The organism is Streptomyces sp. NBC_00358 (genome assembly GCF_036099295.1).
GTDB lineage: Bacteria > Actinomycetota > Actinomycetes > Streptomycetales > Streptomycetaceae > Streptomyces.
In genome coordinates this window covers 1,649,160-1,663,877 of sequence record NZ_CP107976.1, presented here as the reverse complement: position 1 = coordinate 1,663,877, position 14,718 = coordinate 1,649,160, and the positions used below count along the sequence as shown (strand labels likewise).

The 14,718-nt window shown below is 71.6% G+C and carries 11 protein-coding genes, 1 tRNA gene and 1 pseudogene; 8 read left to right on the top strand and 5 right to left on the bottom strand.

The features are described from left to right. Positions 1–86: 86 nt before the first annotated feature. Together OHT01_RS06860 and OHT01_RS06855 are read right to left on the bottom strand one after the other, a co-directional pair. The gene (locus OHT01_RS06860; protein ID WP_328552225.1) at positions 87–1,820 is read right to left on the bottom strand and encodes a GAF domain-containing sensor histidine kinase; all 1,734 of its coding nucleotides are present in this window, start codon (positions 1,818–1,820) and stop codon (positions 87–89) included. A 148-nt stretch (positions 1,821–1,968) separates the two neighbouring features. Then, positions 1,969–2,781, bottom strand: a complete 813-nt coding sequence (locus OHT01_RS06855) for an SAM-dependent methyltransferase (RefSeq protein ID WP_328552224.1) — start codon at positions 2,779–2,781, stop codon at positions 1,969–1,971. 369 nt (positions 2,782–3,150) lie between these two features. Here OHT01_RS06855 and OHT01_RS06850 point away from each other — a divergent pair, with 369 nt between their 5' ends. The 4 genes from OHT01_RS06850 to OHT01_RS06835 all read left to right on the top strand — a co-directional run bounded on the left by OHT01_RS06850 (position 3,151) and on the right by OHT01_RS06835 (position 7,743). After that, positions 3,151–4,338: a thiolase family protein gene (locus tag OHT01_RS06850; protein ID WP_328552223.1), complete on the top strand. Its 1,188-nt coding sequence runs from the start codon at positions 3,151–3,153 to the stop codon at positions 4,336–4,338. Between the two features lie 168 nt (positions 4,339–4,506). After that, positions 4,507–6,015: a long-chain-fatty-acid--CoA ligase gene (locus OHT01_RS06845; RefSeq protein ID WP_328552222.1), complete on the top strand. Its 1,509-nt coding sequence runs from the start codon at positions 4,507–4,509 to the stop codon at positions 6,013–6,015. Positions 6,016–6,079: 64 nt separating this feature from the next. Further along, a complete protein-coding gene (locus OHT01_RS06840) occupies positions 6,080–6,853 on the top strand; it encodes a sulfite exporter TauE/SafE family protein (protein WP_328552221.1) in 774 nt (257 codons plus the stop codon). A 143-nt stretch (positions 6,854–6,996) separates the two neighbouring features. Continuing rightward, positions 6,997–7,743 carry a cobalt-precorrin-6A reductase gene (locus OHT01_RS06835; RefSeq protein ID WP_328552220.1) on the top strand — a complete coding sequence of 249 codons (747 nt, stop codon included), beginning with the start codon at positions 6,997–6,999 and terminating at the stop codon, positions 7,741–7,743. A gap of 142 nt (positions 7,744–7,885) precedes the next feature. On the opposite strand, the gene OHT01_RS06830 is transcribed toward OHT01_RS06835, so the two are convergent. From OHT01_RS06830 to OHT01_RS06820, 3 genes are all read right to left on the bottom strand, one after another. After that, a complete protein-coding gene (locus OHT01_RS06830) occupies positions 7,886–10,006 on the bottom strand; it encodes an MDR family MFS transporter (protein ID WP_443043361.1) in 2,121 nt (706 codons plus the stop codon). 34 nt (positions 10,007–10,040) lie between these two features. Next, positions 10,041–10,811 (bottom strand): precorrin-6A synthase (deacetylating), encoded by a 771-nt coding sequence (gene cobF / locus OHT01_RS06825; protein ID WP_328552218.1) that lies wholly within the window; start codon positions 10,809–10,811, stop codon positions 10,041–10,043. Positions 10,812–11,054: 243 nt separating this feature from the next. Continuing rightward, a complete protein-coding gene (locus tag OHT01_RS06820) occupies positions 11,055–11,582 on the bottom strand; it encodes a DUF309 domain-containing protein (protein ID WP_328552217.1) in 528 nt (175 codons plus the stop codon). 100 nt (positions 11,583–11,682) lie between these two features. Between OHT01_RS06820 and OHT01_RS06815 the strand changes: the two genes are divergently transcribed. From OHT01_RS06815 to OHT01_RS06800, 4 genes and pseudogenes are all read left to right on the top strand, one after another. Beyond that, a tRNA-Pro gene (locus OHT01_RS06815) sits at positions 11,683–11,756 on the top strand. A 353-nt stretch (positions 11,757–12,109) separates the two neighbouring features. After that, positions 12,110–12,253: pseudogene (locus tag OHT01_RS06810) on the top strand (IMP dehydrogenase); the annotation flags it as partial. A 215-nt stretch (positions 12,254–12,468) separates the two neighbouring features. Continuing rightward, the gene (locus OHT01_RS06805; RefSeq protein WP_328552216.1) at positions 12,469–13,707 is read left to right on the top strand and encodes a CaiB/BaiF CoA transferase family protein; all 1,239 of its coding nucleotides are present in this window, start codon (positions 12,469–12,471) and stop codon (positions 13,705–13,707) included. Between the two features lie 58 nt (positions 13,708–13,765). Then, entirely contained in the window at positions 13,766–14,659 is an 894-nt protein-coding gene (locus OHT01_RS06800) for a hydroxymethylglutaryl-CoA lyase (RefSeq protein ID WP_328552215.1), read from the top strand. The last annotated feature ends 59 nt before the right edge of the window (positions 14,660–14,718 follow it).

The window sequence follows — 14,718 nt, the reverse complement described above, 5'->3', positions numbered from 1 at the left end:
GCCGGACGGGCGCGGAGTCGTGCCGCAGCGGCCCGGACGGGGCCCAGGGGCTGTACGGGCTCCGGGGTTCGGCCGGGTGCCGAGGGTCAGGCCGGGGCGGCGTGGTGCAGTGGCACGGTCCATTCCAGGACGGTGCCGCTCGGCTTGTTGGGCGTGAGGGCGCAGTCGCCGCCCAACTGCTCCGCGCGGGTGCCTATGTTGCCGAGACCGCTGCGGCGGGTGATGCCGGGGCCGATGCCCCGGCCGTTGTCCGCCACCCGCAGCCGCAGCGTGGTGGCGGTGGCCTCGGCCGTGACCTCCACGGCGGTGGCGTCCGCGTGCCGCGCGGTGTTGGACAGGGCCTCGCGCAGCACCGCGACCACGTGTTCGCGCTGCTCGTCGGACACGTCGGTGTCCAGCAGACCGCTCATGCGCAGGGCGGGGGCGAAGCCGAGTGTCTCGGCGGCACGGCCCACCTCGGTGACGAGCCGGGCGCGCAGACCGGTGGCGCCCGCCCGGTCGCTCTCCCGCAGGGCGTAGATCGTGGAGCGTACGACCTTGATCGTGTCGTCGAGATCGTCCACCACCCGCTGGACGCGTTCGGCCACGTCGGGCCGGTCGGTGAGACGGTTGAGCACCGACTGCAGACTGAGCCCCCCGGCGAAGAGCCGCTGGATGGCCAGGTCGTGCAGGTCGCGCGCGATGCGGTCACGGTCGTTGAGGACGAGGAGCTGTTCCGCGTCGCGGCGGTGCTCGGCGATCTCCAGGGCGAGCGCGGCGTGCCCGGCGAACCCGGCGATCATGTCGACGGTGGCGTCCGGGAACACGGTGCCGCCCTGCCGGTTCGCGACCTGGAGGACCCCGCGCACCCGCTCCTGGGTACCGAGCGGGATCACGAACGCCGGGCCGAGGTCGAGAACCGAGGCGCTGCCCGTGCCGGTGCGCGGGTCCTCGCTGAGCGAGGTGCTGACGATGCGCTCGCCGGAGGTGAACACCTTGGCCGCCAGACTCGTGCCCTGGGGCAGCGTCAGCCCCCGTACCTGGTCGGCGTCGCGCCCCTCGGCGGACTCGATGACCAGGTCCGAGGTGCCGGGCAGCGGCACTGCCAGGGTCACCAGATCGGCGTCGGACAGTTCCCTGACCGTCACCGTGAACGTGTGCAGGACGTCGGTCGGATCGGCGCCCGAGAGCAGCGTGCGGGTCAGCTCGCTGCTCGCCGCCAGCCAGCGCTCACGGCGCCGGGCGTCGTCGTAGAGCCGGGCGTTGTCGATGGCCACACCGGCCGCCGCGCCGAGCGTGCGCAGCACGGCCTCGTCATCGGCGTCGAACTCGGTCCCGCCGTTCTTCTCCGTGAGGTACAGATTGCCGAAGATCTTGTCGCGGACCTGCACGGGGGTGCCGAGGAACGTGGTCATCGGGGGGTGGCCGGGCGGGAAGCCGACGGAGTCCGGGTGGTCGCTCAGAACGGGGAGCCGCAGCGCGCGCGGCTCCCGGATGAGCAGGCCGAGGATGCCCTCTCCCCGGGGATAGTGACCGATGCCGGCGATGGTCTCGTCGTCGATGCCCACGGTGATGAACTGCTTGATGCCGCCCTCGTCGCCGAGGACGCCGAGCGCCCCGTAGCGGCAGTCGACGAGCTGTACCGCCGACTCCACGATCTGCCGCAGGACCACGTCCAGATCCAGGTCGCTGCCGATCGCGAGAACCGCTTCGAGGAGGGTGTGCACCCTGTTCTGGGTGCCGCGCACGCGTTGTACCTGCTCCTGCAGGTCCTCCAGCAGGGCGTCCAGCCGGAACCGCGGTGCCGAGGGTTCCTCCGGCAGGTGCGCGTTCCGGTCCATTCGTGTACCCCTAACTAGCCGCCCGACGAAGCCATGATGCCCGACGGGCCGTGCCCACGGTCGAGCACCTGTACGGAAGGCGGTCGAAGGCCTCGTCGATCTCCGTGAGCCGTTCGGGAGGCCGCGGGGGCGATCGGCCCGGCCCCGGCTAGCGCTTGAAGCCGACTCCGCCGTACAAGGACACCGGCTCGTCGCCGATCGGGGTCTCGCCCTCCGCGAGTTCGGGACGCCAGTCCTTCACGGAGACGACGCCCGGCTCCACCAGGTCAAGTCCCTTGAAGAAGCGCCCCACTTCGGCGTGCGAGCGGCTCACCAGGGTGACACCGCCGCGCGCGTACGCCGCGATGCCCAGCCGCACCTCCTCCGGCTCGAAGTCGGCGGTCATCGCGGACAGCGACAGGGAACTGCCCGGCGCCAGCGCGTCGACGAGGGTCTCCACCAGTTCGTAGGCGCCGCTGTCGTCGGCGATGAAGTGCATCAGCGCGATCAGCGACAGGCCCACGGGACGGCCGAGGTCGAGCACCCGCGCGGCCTCGTCGAGGATCTTCTCCGGCTCGCGCACATCGGCCTGGACGTACTCCGTCCGTCCCCCCGGGGTGCCGCGCAGCAGCGCCTCGGCGTGGGCGAGGACGATCGGGTCGTTGTCGACGTACACCACCCGTGTGTCCGGCGCGCTGTTCTGCGCGATCTGGTGGAGGTTGGGCTCGGTGGGAATGCCGGTGCCGATGTCGAGGAACTGGCGGATTCCCGCCGTGCCGGCCAGATGGCGGGTGGCCCGCTGCATGAACCAGCGGTTGCTGCGCGCGGCCCGCTTGGCACCGGGATCACGTGCGGTGATCTGCTGCCCGAGCCGCTCGTCGACGGGATAGTTGTCCTTGCCGCCCAGATACCAGTCGTACACCCGTGCCGGATGCGGCCTGGTGGTGTCGATCCGGTTCGCGCCGGGCTCCGTCTCCGCCATACGACAACTCCCTGTTCCGCCGGGCCTGTTCACCCCGTCAGCCCTGGTTCGGCGGAGTGGCACCAGCAGTGTGCCATCCAGGCACGGGGCGGGCCTCGGGGCCGTCGATCCCCGGCCACCCGGGCGACCGTGGCGGACGGGGAACGGTTGTCACCGGCGCCGCTTCGGCGGATCGTGTCCTGGGTCCGCTCCGGGTCCGCTCCCGGGCCCGTCTCGGGGCCGTACGGATGGGCGGATATCGGCCGGGGGGAGGGGATCTTCCCAAGGGGCCGGACCGGGGTTATAGTCAAAAACTAGCAGTGCTAATTAATGGCGATGCTCATTAGCGGCAGTGCTCGTCAATGTCCGGTGTCCGTCAGGAGTCCTGTCGTGCGTCCCGTCCACTTCGCGGCCGCCCGCCGCACGCCCATCGGCAGACTGCGCGGGGCCCTGTCCCCCGTGCGGCCCGACGACCTCGCCGCGGGCGTCATCCGCGGCCTCGTCGCCGAGGTGCCCACGCTCGACCCGGCCCGGGTCGACGACGTCTACTGGGGCGCCGCGAACCAGGCGGGCGAGGACAACCGCAATGTCGCGCGGATGGCCGCGCTGCTCGCCGGACTGCCCGACAGCGTGCCCGGCGCCACCGTCAACCGGCTCTGCGCCTCCGGCCTCGAAGCCATCACGACGGCGGCCCGCGCCATCGCCTCCGGCGAGGCCGACATCGTGCTCGCCGGCGGCTCGGAGTCGATGAGCCGGGCCCCCTTCGTCCTGCCCCGCCCGGACGAGGCGCTGCCGCACCGCATCGAGACCGTCGACACCCGGCTCGGCTGGCGGCTGGTCAACCCGGCGATGAAGGAACTGCACGGTGTTTTGTCGATGGGGGAGACCGCCGAGGAGGTCGCCGAGCGGTACGGCGTCTCGCGCGAGCGGCAGGACGCGTTCGCGCTCCGCAGCCACCGGCGGGCGGCCGACGCCCGCAAGAACGGGTACTTCGACGCCGAACTGCTCCCCGTGGAGCGCCTCGACGGTGTGATCGTCGACAGCGACGAATGCGTTCGCGAGGACACCTCGCTCGACAAACTGGCCCGCCTCAAGCCGGTGTTCCGGGCCGGCGGCACGGTCACCGCGGGCAACGCCTCGCCGATGAACGACGGCGCGGCGGGTGTGCTGCTCGTCAGCGAGGAGGTCCTGAACGAACTCCACCTGGAGTCCCTCGGCCGCTACGTCGCCGGAGCCTCGGCCGGTGTCGACCCGGACGTGATGGGCATCGGCCCCGTGCCCGCCACGCGCAAGGTGCTCGGTCGCGTCGGCTGGACCGTCGGCGACATCCAGGAGGCCGAGTTCAACGAGGCGTTCGCCGCCCAGGCCCTCGCCTGCGTCGACCGCCTCGGCATCGACCCCGACCTCGTCAACCCGACGGGTGGCGCCATCGCACTGGGCCACCCGCTCGGCGCCTCCGGCGCCCGCATCCTCACCACCCTGCTGCACCGCATGCGCCGCACCGGCGCCGAGCGCGGCCTGGCCACGATGTGCGTCGGCGTCGGACAGGGCAGCGCGGTCCTGGTCGAACGCCACTGACCCGCTGACCACCGACTGACTCGCTGACTCACTGACACCGAGGCCGGCCGCGGACGCGGGGGCGCCAAGGGCCGCCGTACGCCGACGCCGTACGCCGTCACGCGCGTCCGCCCGCCCCGCCCGCCCGTTCCGGCCCGACCGCACCAGCAAGAAACGGATCCCTCCTCCATGGCCACCCTGTCCCTCGCCGCGATCCTCGCCGAGAACGCCCGGCGCCGTCCCGCCAAGACGGCACTCGTCGAGGGAGACCTGCGTCTCACCTTCGCCGAGGTGTGGCAGGGCGCCCTCGCCCAGGCCGGTGCACTCGTCGGGCTCGGCGTGCGGCCCGGGGACCGGGTGGCCCTGATGGCGCCCAACACGGCGGAGTTCCCGCACGCCTACTACGCGATCACGGCTGCCGGCGGTGTGGTCGTCCCCGTGCACCTGCTCCTGTCGGCGTCCGAGATCGAGCACGTGCTCAAGGACAGCGGAGCGGGCCTCCTGCTCTGCCACCCGGCACAGGCCGCGACGGGCGCCGAGGTCGCGCGGTCCCTCGGCGTCCGGACCGTGACGCTGGGAACCGAGTTCGAGCAGCTCGCGACGGAGGCCGAACCCCTCCCGTCGTACGTCACCCGGGACGCGGACGATCCGGCCGTCATCTTCTACACCAGCGGAACCACCGGCATCCCGAAGGGCGCCGTCCTCAGCCACTTCAACCTGGTGATGAACGCGACCGTCAACGCCTTCGACGCCAACGACGTCCGCCCCGACGACATCGCGCTCGGCGCGCTGCCGCTGTTCCACGCCTTCGGCCAGACCGTCTCCCTCAACTCCACCTGGCGCGCGGGCGCCACCCTCGTCCTGCTGCCGCGCTTCGACGCGGCACGGGCGATCGAGGTGATGGTGAAGGAAGGGGTGAACACCTTCCACGGCGTCCCGACGATGTACGTCGCCCTGGCCGCCGCGGCTGCCGGGGCCGGGGCTCTCCCGGAGCTGCGCCTGTGCATCTCCGGCGGCGCCTCGCTCCCCGTCGCGGTCCTGGAGCGGTTCGAGGCGGCGTTCGGCACGCGGATCTACGAGGGGTACGGCCTGTCGGAGACCTCGCCGAGCGCGACGGTCAACCAGCCCCACTTCGGCACCCGCGCGGGCACCATCGGTCACCCGCTCTGGGGCGTGGACGTGGAGATCGCGCGGGCGGACGTCGAGGAACGCGTCGAACTGCTGCCGCCGGGTGAACTGGGCGAGGTGGTCATCCGCGGCCACAACGTCTTCTCCGGCTATCTGGGCCGCCCCGAGGCGACCGCGGAGGCCGTGGTCGACGGCTGGTTCCGCACCGGTGACCTGGGCACCAAGGACGACGAGGGTTTCCTCTCTATCGTCGACCGGAAGAAGGACATCATCATCCGCGGCGGCTACAACGTGTACCCCCGCGAGGTCGAGGAAGTGCTGATGCGCCACCCCGCGGTCGCCCAGGTCGCGGTCATCGGACTGCCGGACGAGCTGCACGGCGAGGAGGTGTGCGCGGTCGTCGTACGCGCCGGGGACTCCACGGCGGACGCGGCCGAGATCACCGACTGGTCCAAGGAGCACCTGGGCCGTCACAAGTACCCGCGGCGCGTGGAGTTCACCGACGCCATGCCGCTCGGCCCGAGCATGAAGGTCCTCAAGAGGGAGCTGCGCACCCGGTACACCGTGTGACCGCGTGTCCCCGCCGGACCCTCCTCACCCGGAAGAGTTGCGTGGGCATAGCATCGGCCCCCGCATGAACACGATGACGCTCTGGAACATATCCCCGGGGGAGTTCGCCGCGCTCGCCGCCGCCTCTCTGCTCGTCGGCTTCTCCAAGACCGCCGTGAGCGGCGCCAACACGGTCAGCCTGGCGGTCTTCGCCGCCGTACTGCCCGCCCGCGCCTCGACCGGCGTCCTGCTGCCCCTCCTGATCGTCGGCGACGTGCTGGCCGTCGCCACCTACCGGCGCCACGCCCACTGGCCCACACTGTGGCGCCTGTTCCCGGCGGTCGCCGCCGGCGTCGCCCTCGGCACGGTCTTCCTGGTGTGGGCCGACGACGGGGTCGTACGGACCTCGATCGGCGCGATCCTGCTGCTGATGACCGGGATCACGGTGTGGCGCCGCCGGGCCGCGGTCCAGGACGACGAACCCGACGCGGTCGCGACCCGCGCGGGCCGGGTCAAGGCACGTTCGTACGGTGTGCTCGGCGGCTTCACCACGATGGTCGCCAACGCGGGCGGCCCGGTCATGTCGATGTATCTCCTGTCGACGGGCTTCCGCAAGCTCGGTTTCCTCGGCACCTCCGCCTTCTTCTTCCTCATCGTCAACGTCGCCAAGCTGCCCTTCAGCGCGGGCCTCGGCCTCATCGACGGCCGGTCGCTGCTCCTGGACGCGGTCCTGGCCGTCTTCGTCGTGCCGGGGGCGTTCCTCGGGAAATGGGCGGTCAAGCACATCAACCAGTTGCTCTTCGAGCGCCTGGTGATCGCGGCGACGGCGCTGGGCGGAGCGCAGTTGCTGCTGCGCTGAGTCCGGACCTCCTCGGCCGCGGTGGGCGTGCACCGGTGGGCACGCGCAACGGCGGCCGTGAGCACAGGCGGGCGGGCCGGCGTTCGGCCGGGCATGCGCGCAGCCCTTCCCGGTGCCCGTTCCCCACCCCGTAGGCTCGGTCCATGTCCCGGCACTTCCTCCTTCTCGGTGGTACCACCGAGGCCCGCGAACTCGCCGCGGAGCTGGCCGCGCGCCCCGGCGTGCGGGTGACCACGTCGCTTGCGGGCCGGGTGTCCCGGCCGGGAGCGCTCGAAGGGGAGGTACGGATCGGGGGGTTCGGCGGGGCGGACGGGCTCGCGGAGTGGCTGCGCCACCACCGGGTCGACGCCGTCGTCGACGCGACGCACCCCTTCGCCTCCGGTATCACGGCGAACGCGGCACGGGCCGCTGCGGTCACGGGGACTCCCGCCGTGGTGCTGCGCCGCCCCGGCTGGCAGTCCGGCACCGGCGACCGCTGGCACCCGGTGGACTCCCTCGCCGAAGCCGCCGCGCTGCTGCCCGACCTGGGCCGCCGGGTCTTCCTCACCACGGGCCGGCTCGGGCTCGCGGCCTTCGCGGATCTCGCCCGGCTCCACTTCCTCGTACGGTCGGTGGACGCCCCCGAGCCGCCGCTGCCCGCGGACACCGAAGTGCTGCTCGCGCGCGGCCCCTTCACAGTGGACGGGGAGAGGAGTCTGCTGCTCGGGCATCGCATCGATGTGCTGGTGACCAAGGACAGCGGCGGGGCCGCGACGGCGGCCAAACTGACCGCGGCCCGCGACCTCGGCCTCCCCGTGGTCGTCGTACGTCGTCCGCCCCTCCCGGATGGCGTGAGCGCGGTACCCGACGTCGCCTCGGCGCTGGCGCTGCTGGACCTCGGCCCGGGATGACCGGCCGCCGGTCCGCCGCGGGGCCCACCCGCTCCGCTTCCCCCGCTCGGTCAGGCCGCCTGTTCCGGCAACCGGCGCCCCCGCGCGCTGTTCACATTCGACGGGTGACGGGTGACGGGTGATGGGCCGGGCGCGGGGCGCGTCAACTCCTCGTGGCCGACGTCAGTTCCGGGGTCCGGTCGGGCAGGCCCTGCGTCAGATCCTCGACCAGCAGACGCTTGGCGATGGTGTCGACGGCGGCCCGCAGTTCCTCGCCGGACGGGCGCCCGATGTCCCGCTCCACCCGCTCGGCGAGCCATCGGCCCCAGGCCTCGCTGATCACCCGTGCCTCACGCTCGCCCGCCGCGGTGTGCGAGAACAGCGAGCCGTGCCGGGTCAGATAGCCCTCCTCGACCATGCGGCCGAACACCGGAACGAGCACCTCGGGAGGCAGGTGGCGCCGCGCGGCGATCAGCGCGAGGTTGGCGTGACCGACCATCCGGGTGAACAGCTCCACCTGCATCACGGCCCAGGCGCCCGCCACATCCAGCCGGGTGTCGGACTCGGAGACGATCCGGCGCGCGGTGTCCATCTCCGTCGTGCCGAGGATCTTCGCGACCGAGAACTCCAGCAGCCGCCGGGAGTCGGCGGTGGACGGCGACGCGAAACCCTCGCCCATGTCCGTCGACCCCATCCGCGCGCTGTCGCGCAGTTCCACCTGCTTGAGGAAGAGGGCCACGACGAAACCGAGGACCGCGACCGGGACCGTCCACAGGAACACCGTGTGAATGGTGTCGGCGTACGCGTCGACGATGGGTCCCGCCGCCTCCGGCGGGAGTCTGTGCAGCCCCTCGGGGCTCTGCGCGGCCCTCGCGATGACGGCCGGACCGGCCGCACCGGTCTCCGCGGCGGCCCTGACCCCGTCGGCCAGGTTGGGCTTCAGCGCGTTGGTGTAGATCGTTCCGAAGACGGCCGTACCGAACGAACTGCCCAGCGTACGGAAGAAGGTGACCCCGGACGTCGCGGTGCCGAGGTCGGTGTACTCGACGGTGTTCTGTACGGCGATCGTCAGCACCTGCATGCACAGTCCGATCCCGGTCCCGAGCACGAACATGTACAGGGACTCCAGCCAGACCCCGGTGTCCGGCCCCATCCGTGACATCAGATAGAGCCCGACCGCCATCACCAGGGAACCGACGATGGGGAAGATCCGGTACTGCCCGGTCTTGCTGACCACGTTGCCGCTGAAGACCGACGCGATGAGCAGCCCCAGGACCATGGGCAGCGTGCGCACGCCGGAGAGGGTGGCCGAGTTCCCGTCGACGTACTGCAGATACGTCGGCAGATAGGTCATCGCGCCGAGCATCGCGAACCCCACGATGAAGCTCAGGATCGAGCAGACCGTGAAGACCGGGTTGCCGAACAGCCGCATCGGCAGCATCGGTTCGGCCGCGCGCGTCTCCACCACGCAGAACAGGGCGAGCGCGACCAGACCGCCCACGAACAGGCCGATGATGGCCGGCGATCCCCAGGCGTACTGGTTGCCGCCCCAACTCGTCGCCAGGATCAGGGCGCTGGCCCCGACCGCGACGAGCGCGATGCCCAGGTAGTCGATGACCGGCCGGGTCACCGACTTCACCACGGGGATGGTGCGGGCCGCCGCGATCACCACGACGATCGCGAGCGGCACGTTGATGTAGAACGCCCACCGCCACGACAGATGGTCCGTGAACAGCCCGCCTAGCAGCGGCCCGATGACCGTGGCCACACCGAACACGGCACCGATCGCGCCCTGGTACTTGCCCCGCTCGCGCAGCGGGATCACGTCCGCGATCAGGGCCATCGCGGTCACCATCAGACCGCCCGCGCCGACGCCCTGCAACGCCCGCCAGGCGATCAGCAGGGTCATGTTCGTGGCGAGCCCGCACAGGAACGAACCCGTGATGAAGATGATCGCCGACGCCTGGAAGACCACCTTGCGGCCGAACAGGTCGCCGAACTTGCCGACCAGCACGGTCGCCACGGTCTCGGCCAGCAGATAGGCGGTCACCACCCACGACATGTGCGCGGCGCCGCCCAGATCCGACACGATCGTCGGCAGCGCGGTGCCCACGATCGTCTGGTCCAGCGCGGCGAGCAGCATGCCCAGCACGATCGTCGCGAAGACGATGTTGCGGCGGCGGTTGTCCAGCACCGGCGGTCCGGGCGCCCCCGCCGCGGGTGGCGCCGTGTCCTCCGTGATCGTCACAATCGCCACCCTCACACCGGTGGGCGCCCCGTGCATGCGGGGCGACCCGCCCGGCGTAGGCGGCGGGTCCCTATCTCTCCGGATTCCTGCGCAGCAGATAGGTGTCCATGATCCATCCCTTGCGCTCCCGGGCCTCGGCGCGCAACCGCTCGATGCGGGGGGCCGTCTCGGCGAGCGGGCCGGAGGCGAGGATCTCGTCGGGGGTGCCGATGTAGGCACCCCAGTAGATGTCGATGTCCTCGTCCGCGTACCGCCGGAACGTCTGGTGGGCGTCGAGCATCACGACCACGTCGTCCACCCCGTCGGGGAAGCCCTCCGCGAGACGCCGCCCGGTGGTGATCTGGACAGGGCGGGCCACCCGGTTCAGCCCCGTGCGGTGCCGGGCGACCAGAGCCGAGACACTGCTGACGCCGGGCACCACGTCGTACGAGAACGCCACCGCGCCGCGGTCCAGGATCTCCTCCAGGATGCCGAGCGTGCTGTCGTACAGAGCGGGATCGCCCCACACCAGGAACGCGCCGCTCTCGTCCTCGCCCAGTTCCTCGGTGATCAGCCGCTCGTAGATGGCGGCGCGGGCGCTGCGCCAGTCCCCGACGGCCGGTGAGTACGCCGAGCCGCCCGCGGTCCGGTCCCGGTCCGGGTCGGTGGCCTCGGCCAGGCGGTACGTCCCTGGTGGCAGGTGCGCGTCGAGGATGTCGCGGCGCAGCCGGACGAGGTCCGACTTCACCTCGCCCTTGTCCAGGATGAAGAACACGTCCGTGCTCCTCAACGCCTTGACCGCCTGCAGCGTGAGCTGATCGGGGTCGCCCGCTCCGATGCCGATGACATGAATCTTTCGCACACCCGGAGTCTGCCGCACGCCACCGACAGTGGACGCACCGCACCCGACAGTGGCCCGGGCCGGTGCGCCGAGGGCATCCGGGCACGGGTGCCGCGGCCGTACGGCCGCGGGTGTCGAGCCCGTTCGTCCACGGGGCCGAGCGCGTTCGTCCAGGGGGTCTGGCGCGTACGTCTACGGGCGTGGAGCGCGCACGTCTACGGGTGGGAAGCCCGTACGAGCTCAGGTGCCGCGTGCCTGCCCTCGTCAGGCGCCCCGGCCGCGCAGCCGGGGCGAGGACGCCGCCGCGTCGACCCGCCCACCGTCGCGCTCCACGGCGCTCGCCAACTCCCGTGCCCAGAAGGTGAGTTGCGCGAGATCCAGGCCGTACGGCCGGACCGGCCGGCCGGTCCCCGACGTCCACTCCTCGACCGCTCCGGCGCCACGGCGCAGTAGCCGTGCGCCACCGGTCGCGTTTCCGCGGGCGGCGTGGGTGAGCCCCACGGCGAGCTGGGCCAGTCCCCGCCAGAGCCCGCGCTCCTCCTGCGGACCGGACTTCCAGGCGTCCTCGAAGACCTCGTGCGCGTGGAACGGCCGGCCCGCGTCCAGCAGTGTCTGCGCCTCGGTGACCGTCTCCTCGGGGGCGCGCACGACACCCTCCGGCTGCCGTTCCACCCCGTCCGCGCCGTACGGCAGCGGGCGCCCCAGTCCGTCGCGGGGCCGGGCGTTCCGTGCCCGCCCCTCGGTGTCCCGATCGCGTCCGTCGGCCCGCCGCGTCTCAGATGTCCCGGTCATACGCCGATTGTCGCGCGCCCCGTCCCTCTGCCGAGCAGCCCCCCGGCGTGGGGTAAAGTTCTGTTCGCACGATCACGCGGGTCACCGTGGGTGAAGGCACCGGGACGTGGCGCAGCTTGGTAGCGCACTTGACTGGGGGTCAAGGGGTCGCAGGTTCAAATCCTGTCGTCCCGACTGGAGACAGTCGCAGGTCAGGGCCGGTTTCGGAGACATCCGAAACCGGCCCTTGATCGTTTTCTGGGGACTAGCACGACCACGACCGCGTTCCGGTGGTCCTTGGGGCGGGAGCGCGTCGTTCCGCAACACCGCCGTGCGGGTCATGGCCCGGCTCGGCGCTCTCGCTGTGCGCGCTCTGGAATGCCCTGACTCCCCTCTCACGCGCCGCGCATCTGCCGTGCGGCCGGGAGGGGGCCCTGTCGTTACCCCCGAAGAGCTCGCCCTGCCACACCGGCGCGATCCGGGCCAGAGTGAAGGACCAGGACGCCGACACCCCGAATCCCGGGCCTTTAGACCCGGGAGGATGTCAAATCGAGCAACTGCTGCCCGACGTCCTGGACGGCACGATCGCCCCCGGCCGCGTCCTCGACCGGACCTTCACCCTCGACCGGACACCGGACGCCTACCGGGCCATGGCCGGCCGACAGGTACTCAAGGCCCTCATCCGCCCCTGACCTCCTGTCTCCCACCCGCACAGGCCGCTGGAGCCTCCTGTGCCCGGACCCGTGTCCAGCCACCGAGATTGCACACAATCACCCGTGTCCATTCGACGAGTGAGAGGTTATGGTGCCTGAACAGAGGCAATGAGGCCTCGATCGACGCACCGAAGTTGTGTACAACCCGACGGCGAGTGGTCGATGTGTGTGATGTGGGCGAGAGGTGGAATCCCATGGCTGACGATCAGCGGAGCGACGGCCGGCAACCGGCGGCGGCCGCCCACGGTCCCTTGGCGGGGGTGCGGGTCGTCGAGACGGGCTCGCTCATCGCGGGGCCGTTCTGCGGACAGCTGCTCGGCGACTTCGGGGCCGAAGTGATCAAGGCCGAGGACCCCGGCAACGGCGACCCGATGCGCCAGTGGGGGAGCAACCTCCCGCAGGGCCTCTCCCTGACCTGGCCGATCATCGCCCGCAACAAGAAGTCGATCACGTGTGACCTGCGCAGGCCCGAGGGGCAGCAGTTGCTGCGGGACCTGCTGGCGACGGCCGACGTGTTCATCGAGAACTTCCGGCCGGGCACGCTGGAGCGATGGGGGCTCGGACCCGCCGAGCTCGCCGAGCTGAACCCGCGGCTCGTGGTCACCCGGGTCACCGGCTACGGCCAGGACGGCCCCTACTCCCGGCGCGCCGGATTCGGCTCCATCGGCGAGGCGATGGGCGGCCTGCGCCACATCACCGGGGAACCCGACCGGGCCCCCAGCCGCACGGGTATCTCGATCGGCGACTCGCTGGCCGGCACGTTCGCCGCGCTCGGCACCGTCATGGCCCTGTTCTCCCGTGAGCACACCGGTCGGGGCCAGGTCGTCGACTCCGCGATCTACGAAGCCGTACTGGCGATGATGGAGTCGATCCTGCCGGAGTGGGAACTGAGCGGGTCGCGGCGCGAGCGCACCGGGTCGGTCCTGCCGGGCGTCTCGCCCAGCAACGTGTATCCGACCCGCGACGGCTCGGCCGTCCTCATCGCCGCCAACCGGGACACGGTGTTCAACCGGCTGGCCGAGATCATGGGCAAGCCGGAGTGGCAGACCGATGAACGGTTCGGCACCCACGCCGCCCGCGGCGAGCACCAGGCCGAGCTGGACAAGCTGGTCGCCGACTGGACCCAGGAGCAGGACTCCGAGGAACTGCTGGACCTCCTGCACGAGAGCGGGGTGCCGGCCGGTCTGACGTACACCGCGCAGGACATGTTCGCCGACCCGCACTTCGAGGCCCGGCAGACGATCGTCCGGCTGATGCACGACAAGCTGGGCTCCTTCCCCATGCAGAACGTCGCCCCCCGGCTGTCCGGAACCCCCGGTTCGGTGCAGACGCTCGGCCCGGAACTGGGACAGCACAACGACGAGGTGTACGGCGGGATCCTCGGCCTCGACACCGCGGCCCGCGCCCTCCTGCACGAGCAGGGCGTCATCTAGCCGGTCGGCCGCACGGCCCGGGCGAGGAGCACGCCCCGGGCAAGGAGAGGAGACACCCGTGACTGTCAGAATCTGTGAAGTGGGTCCGCGCGACGGACTCCAGAACGAGCCCGAACACCTGAGCCCGCGGCAGCGCGCCGACTTCGTCGACCGGCTGTCCGCCACCGGCGTCGACCGCATCGAGATCGCCAGCTTCGTCAACCCCGCCCGCGTGCCGCAGATGGCCGGGGCCGAAGAGGTCTGTGCCGCGGTGGAACACGCCGACGGCGTCGGCCTCGCGGCGCTGGTGCTCAACAAGCGCGGCTACACGCGACTGGCGGAGACCCGGGTCGAGGAGGCCCGTATGGCCTTCTGCGTGACCGAGACCTTCAACGAGCGCAACCAGGGCCGCAGTGTCGAGCGGTCGATCGCGGAGGCGGCCGACATCGTCGCGGCGGCCCACGCGGACGGCCGCCGGGCCAGTGTCACGCTGGCCGCGTCGTTCGGCTGCCCGTTCGAGGGAGCCGTCGATCCCGGCCGGGTGCTGGACATCGCCGAACGGGTGGCCGCCACCGGCGCCGACGAACTCGTCTTCGCCGACACCATCGGCGTCGGGGTGCCCCGGCAGGTGACCCGGCTGCTCACCGGCGCAGCGGGGCTCGGCATCCCCCTCGGGCTCCATCTGCACAACACGCGCAACACCGGCTACGCCAACGCCTACGCGGGGGTGGAAGCGGGCGTGTCGGTCCTGGACAGCTCCGTCGCGGGCATCGGAGGCTGCCCCTTCGCTCCGAAGGCGACCGGTAACATCGCCACCGAGGACCTCGTCTACCTGCTCGAAGGGCAGGGCGTGGACACCGGCATCGATCTCGACGTGCTGCTGTCCACCGCAGCGTGGATCACGGAGGTCCTCGGCAGGCCGCTGCCGGGACAGCTGCTGCGTGCCGGACGGTTCCCCGCGCCCGCGCGATGACCCCGTGGGACGGTCGCGCGGTGATGTCCGGCCGCGCGCTGGTCATGACGCCGTACCGG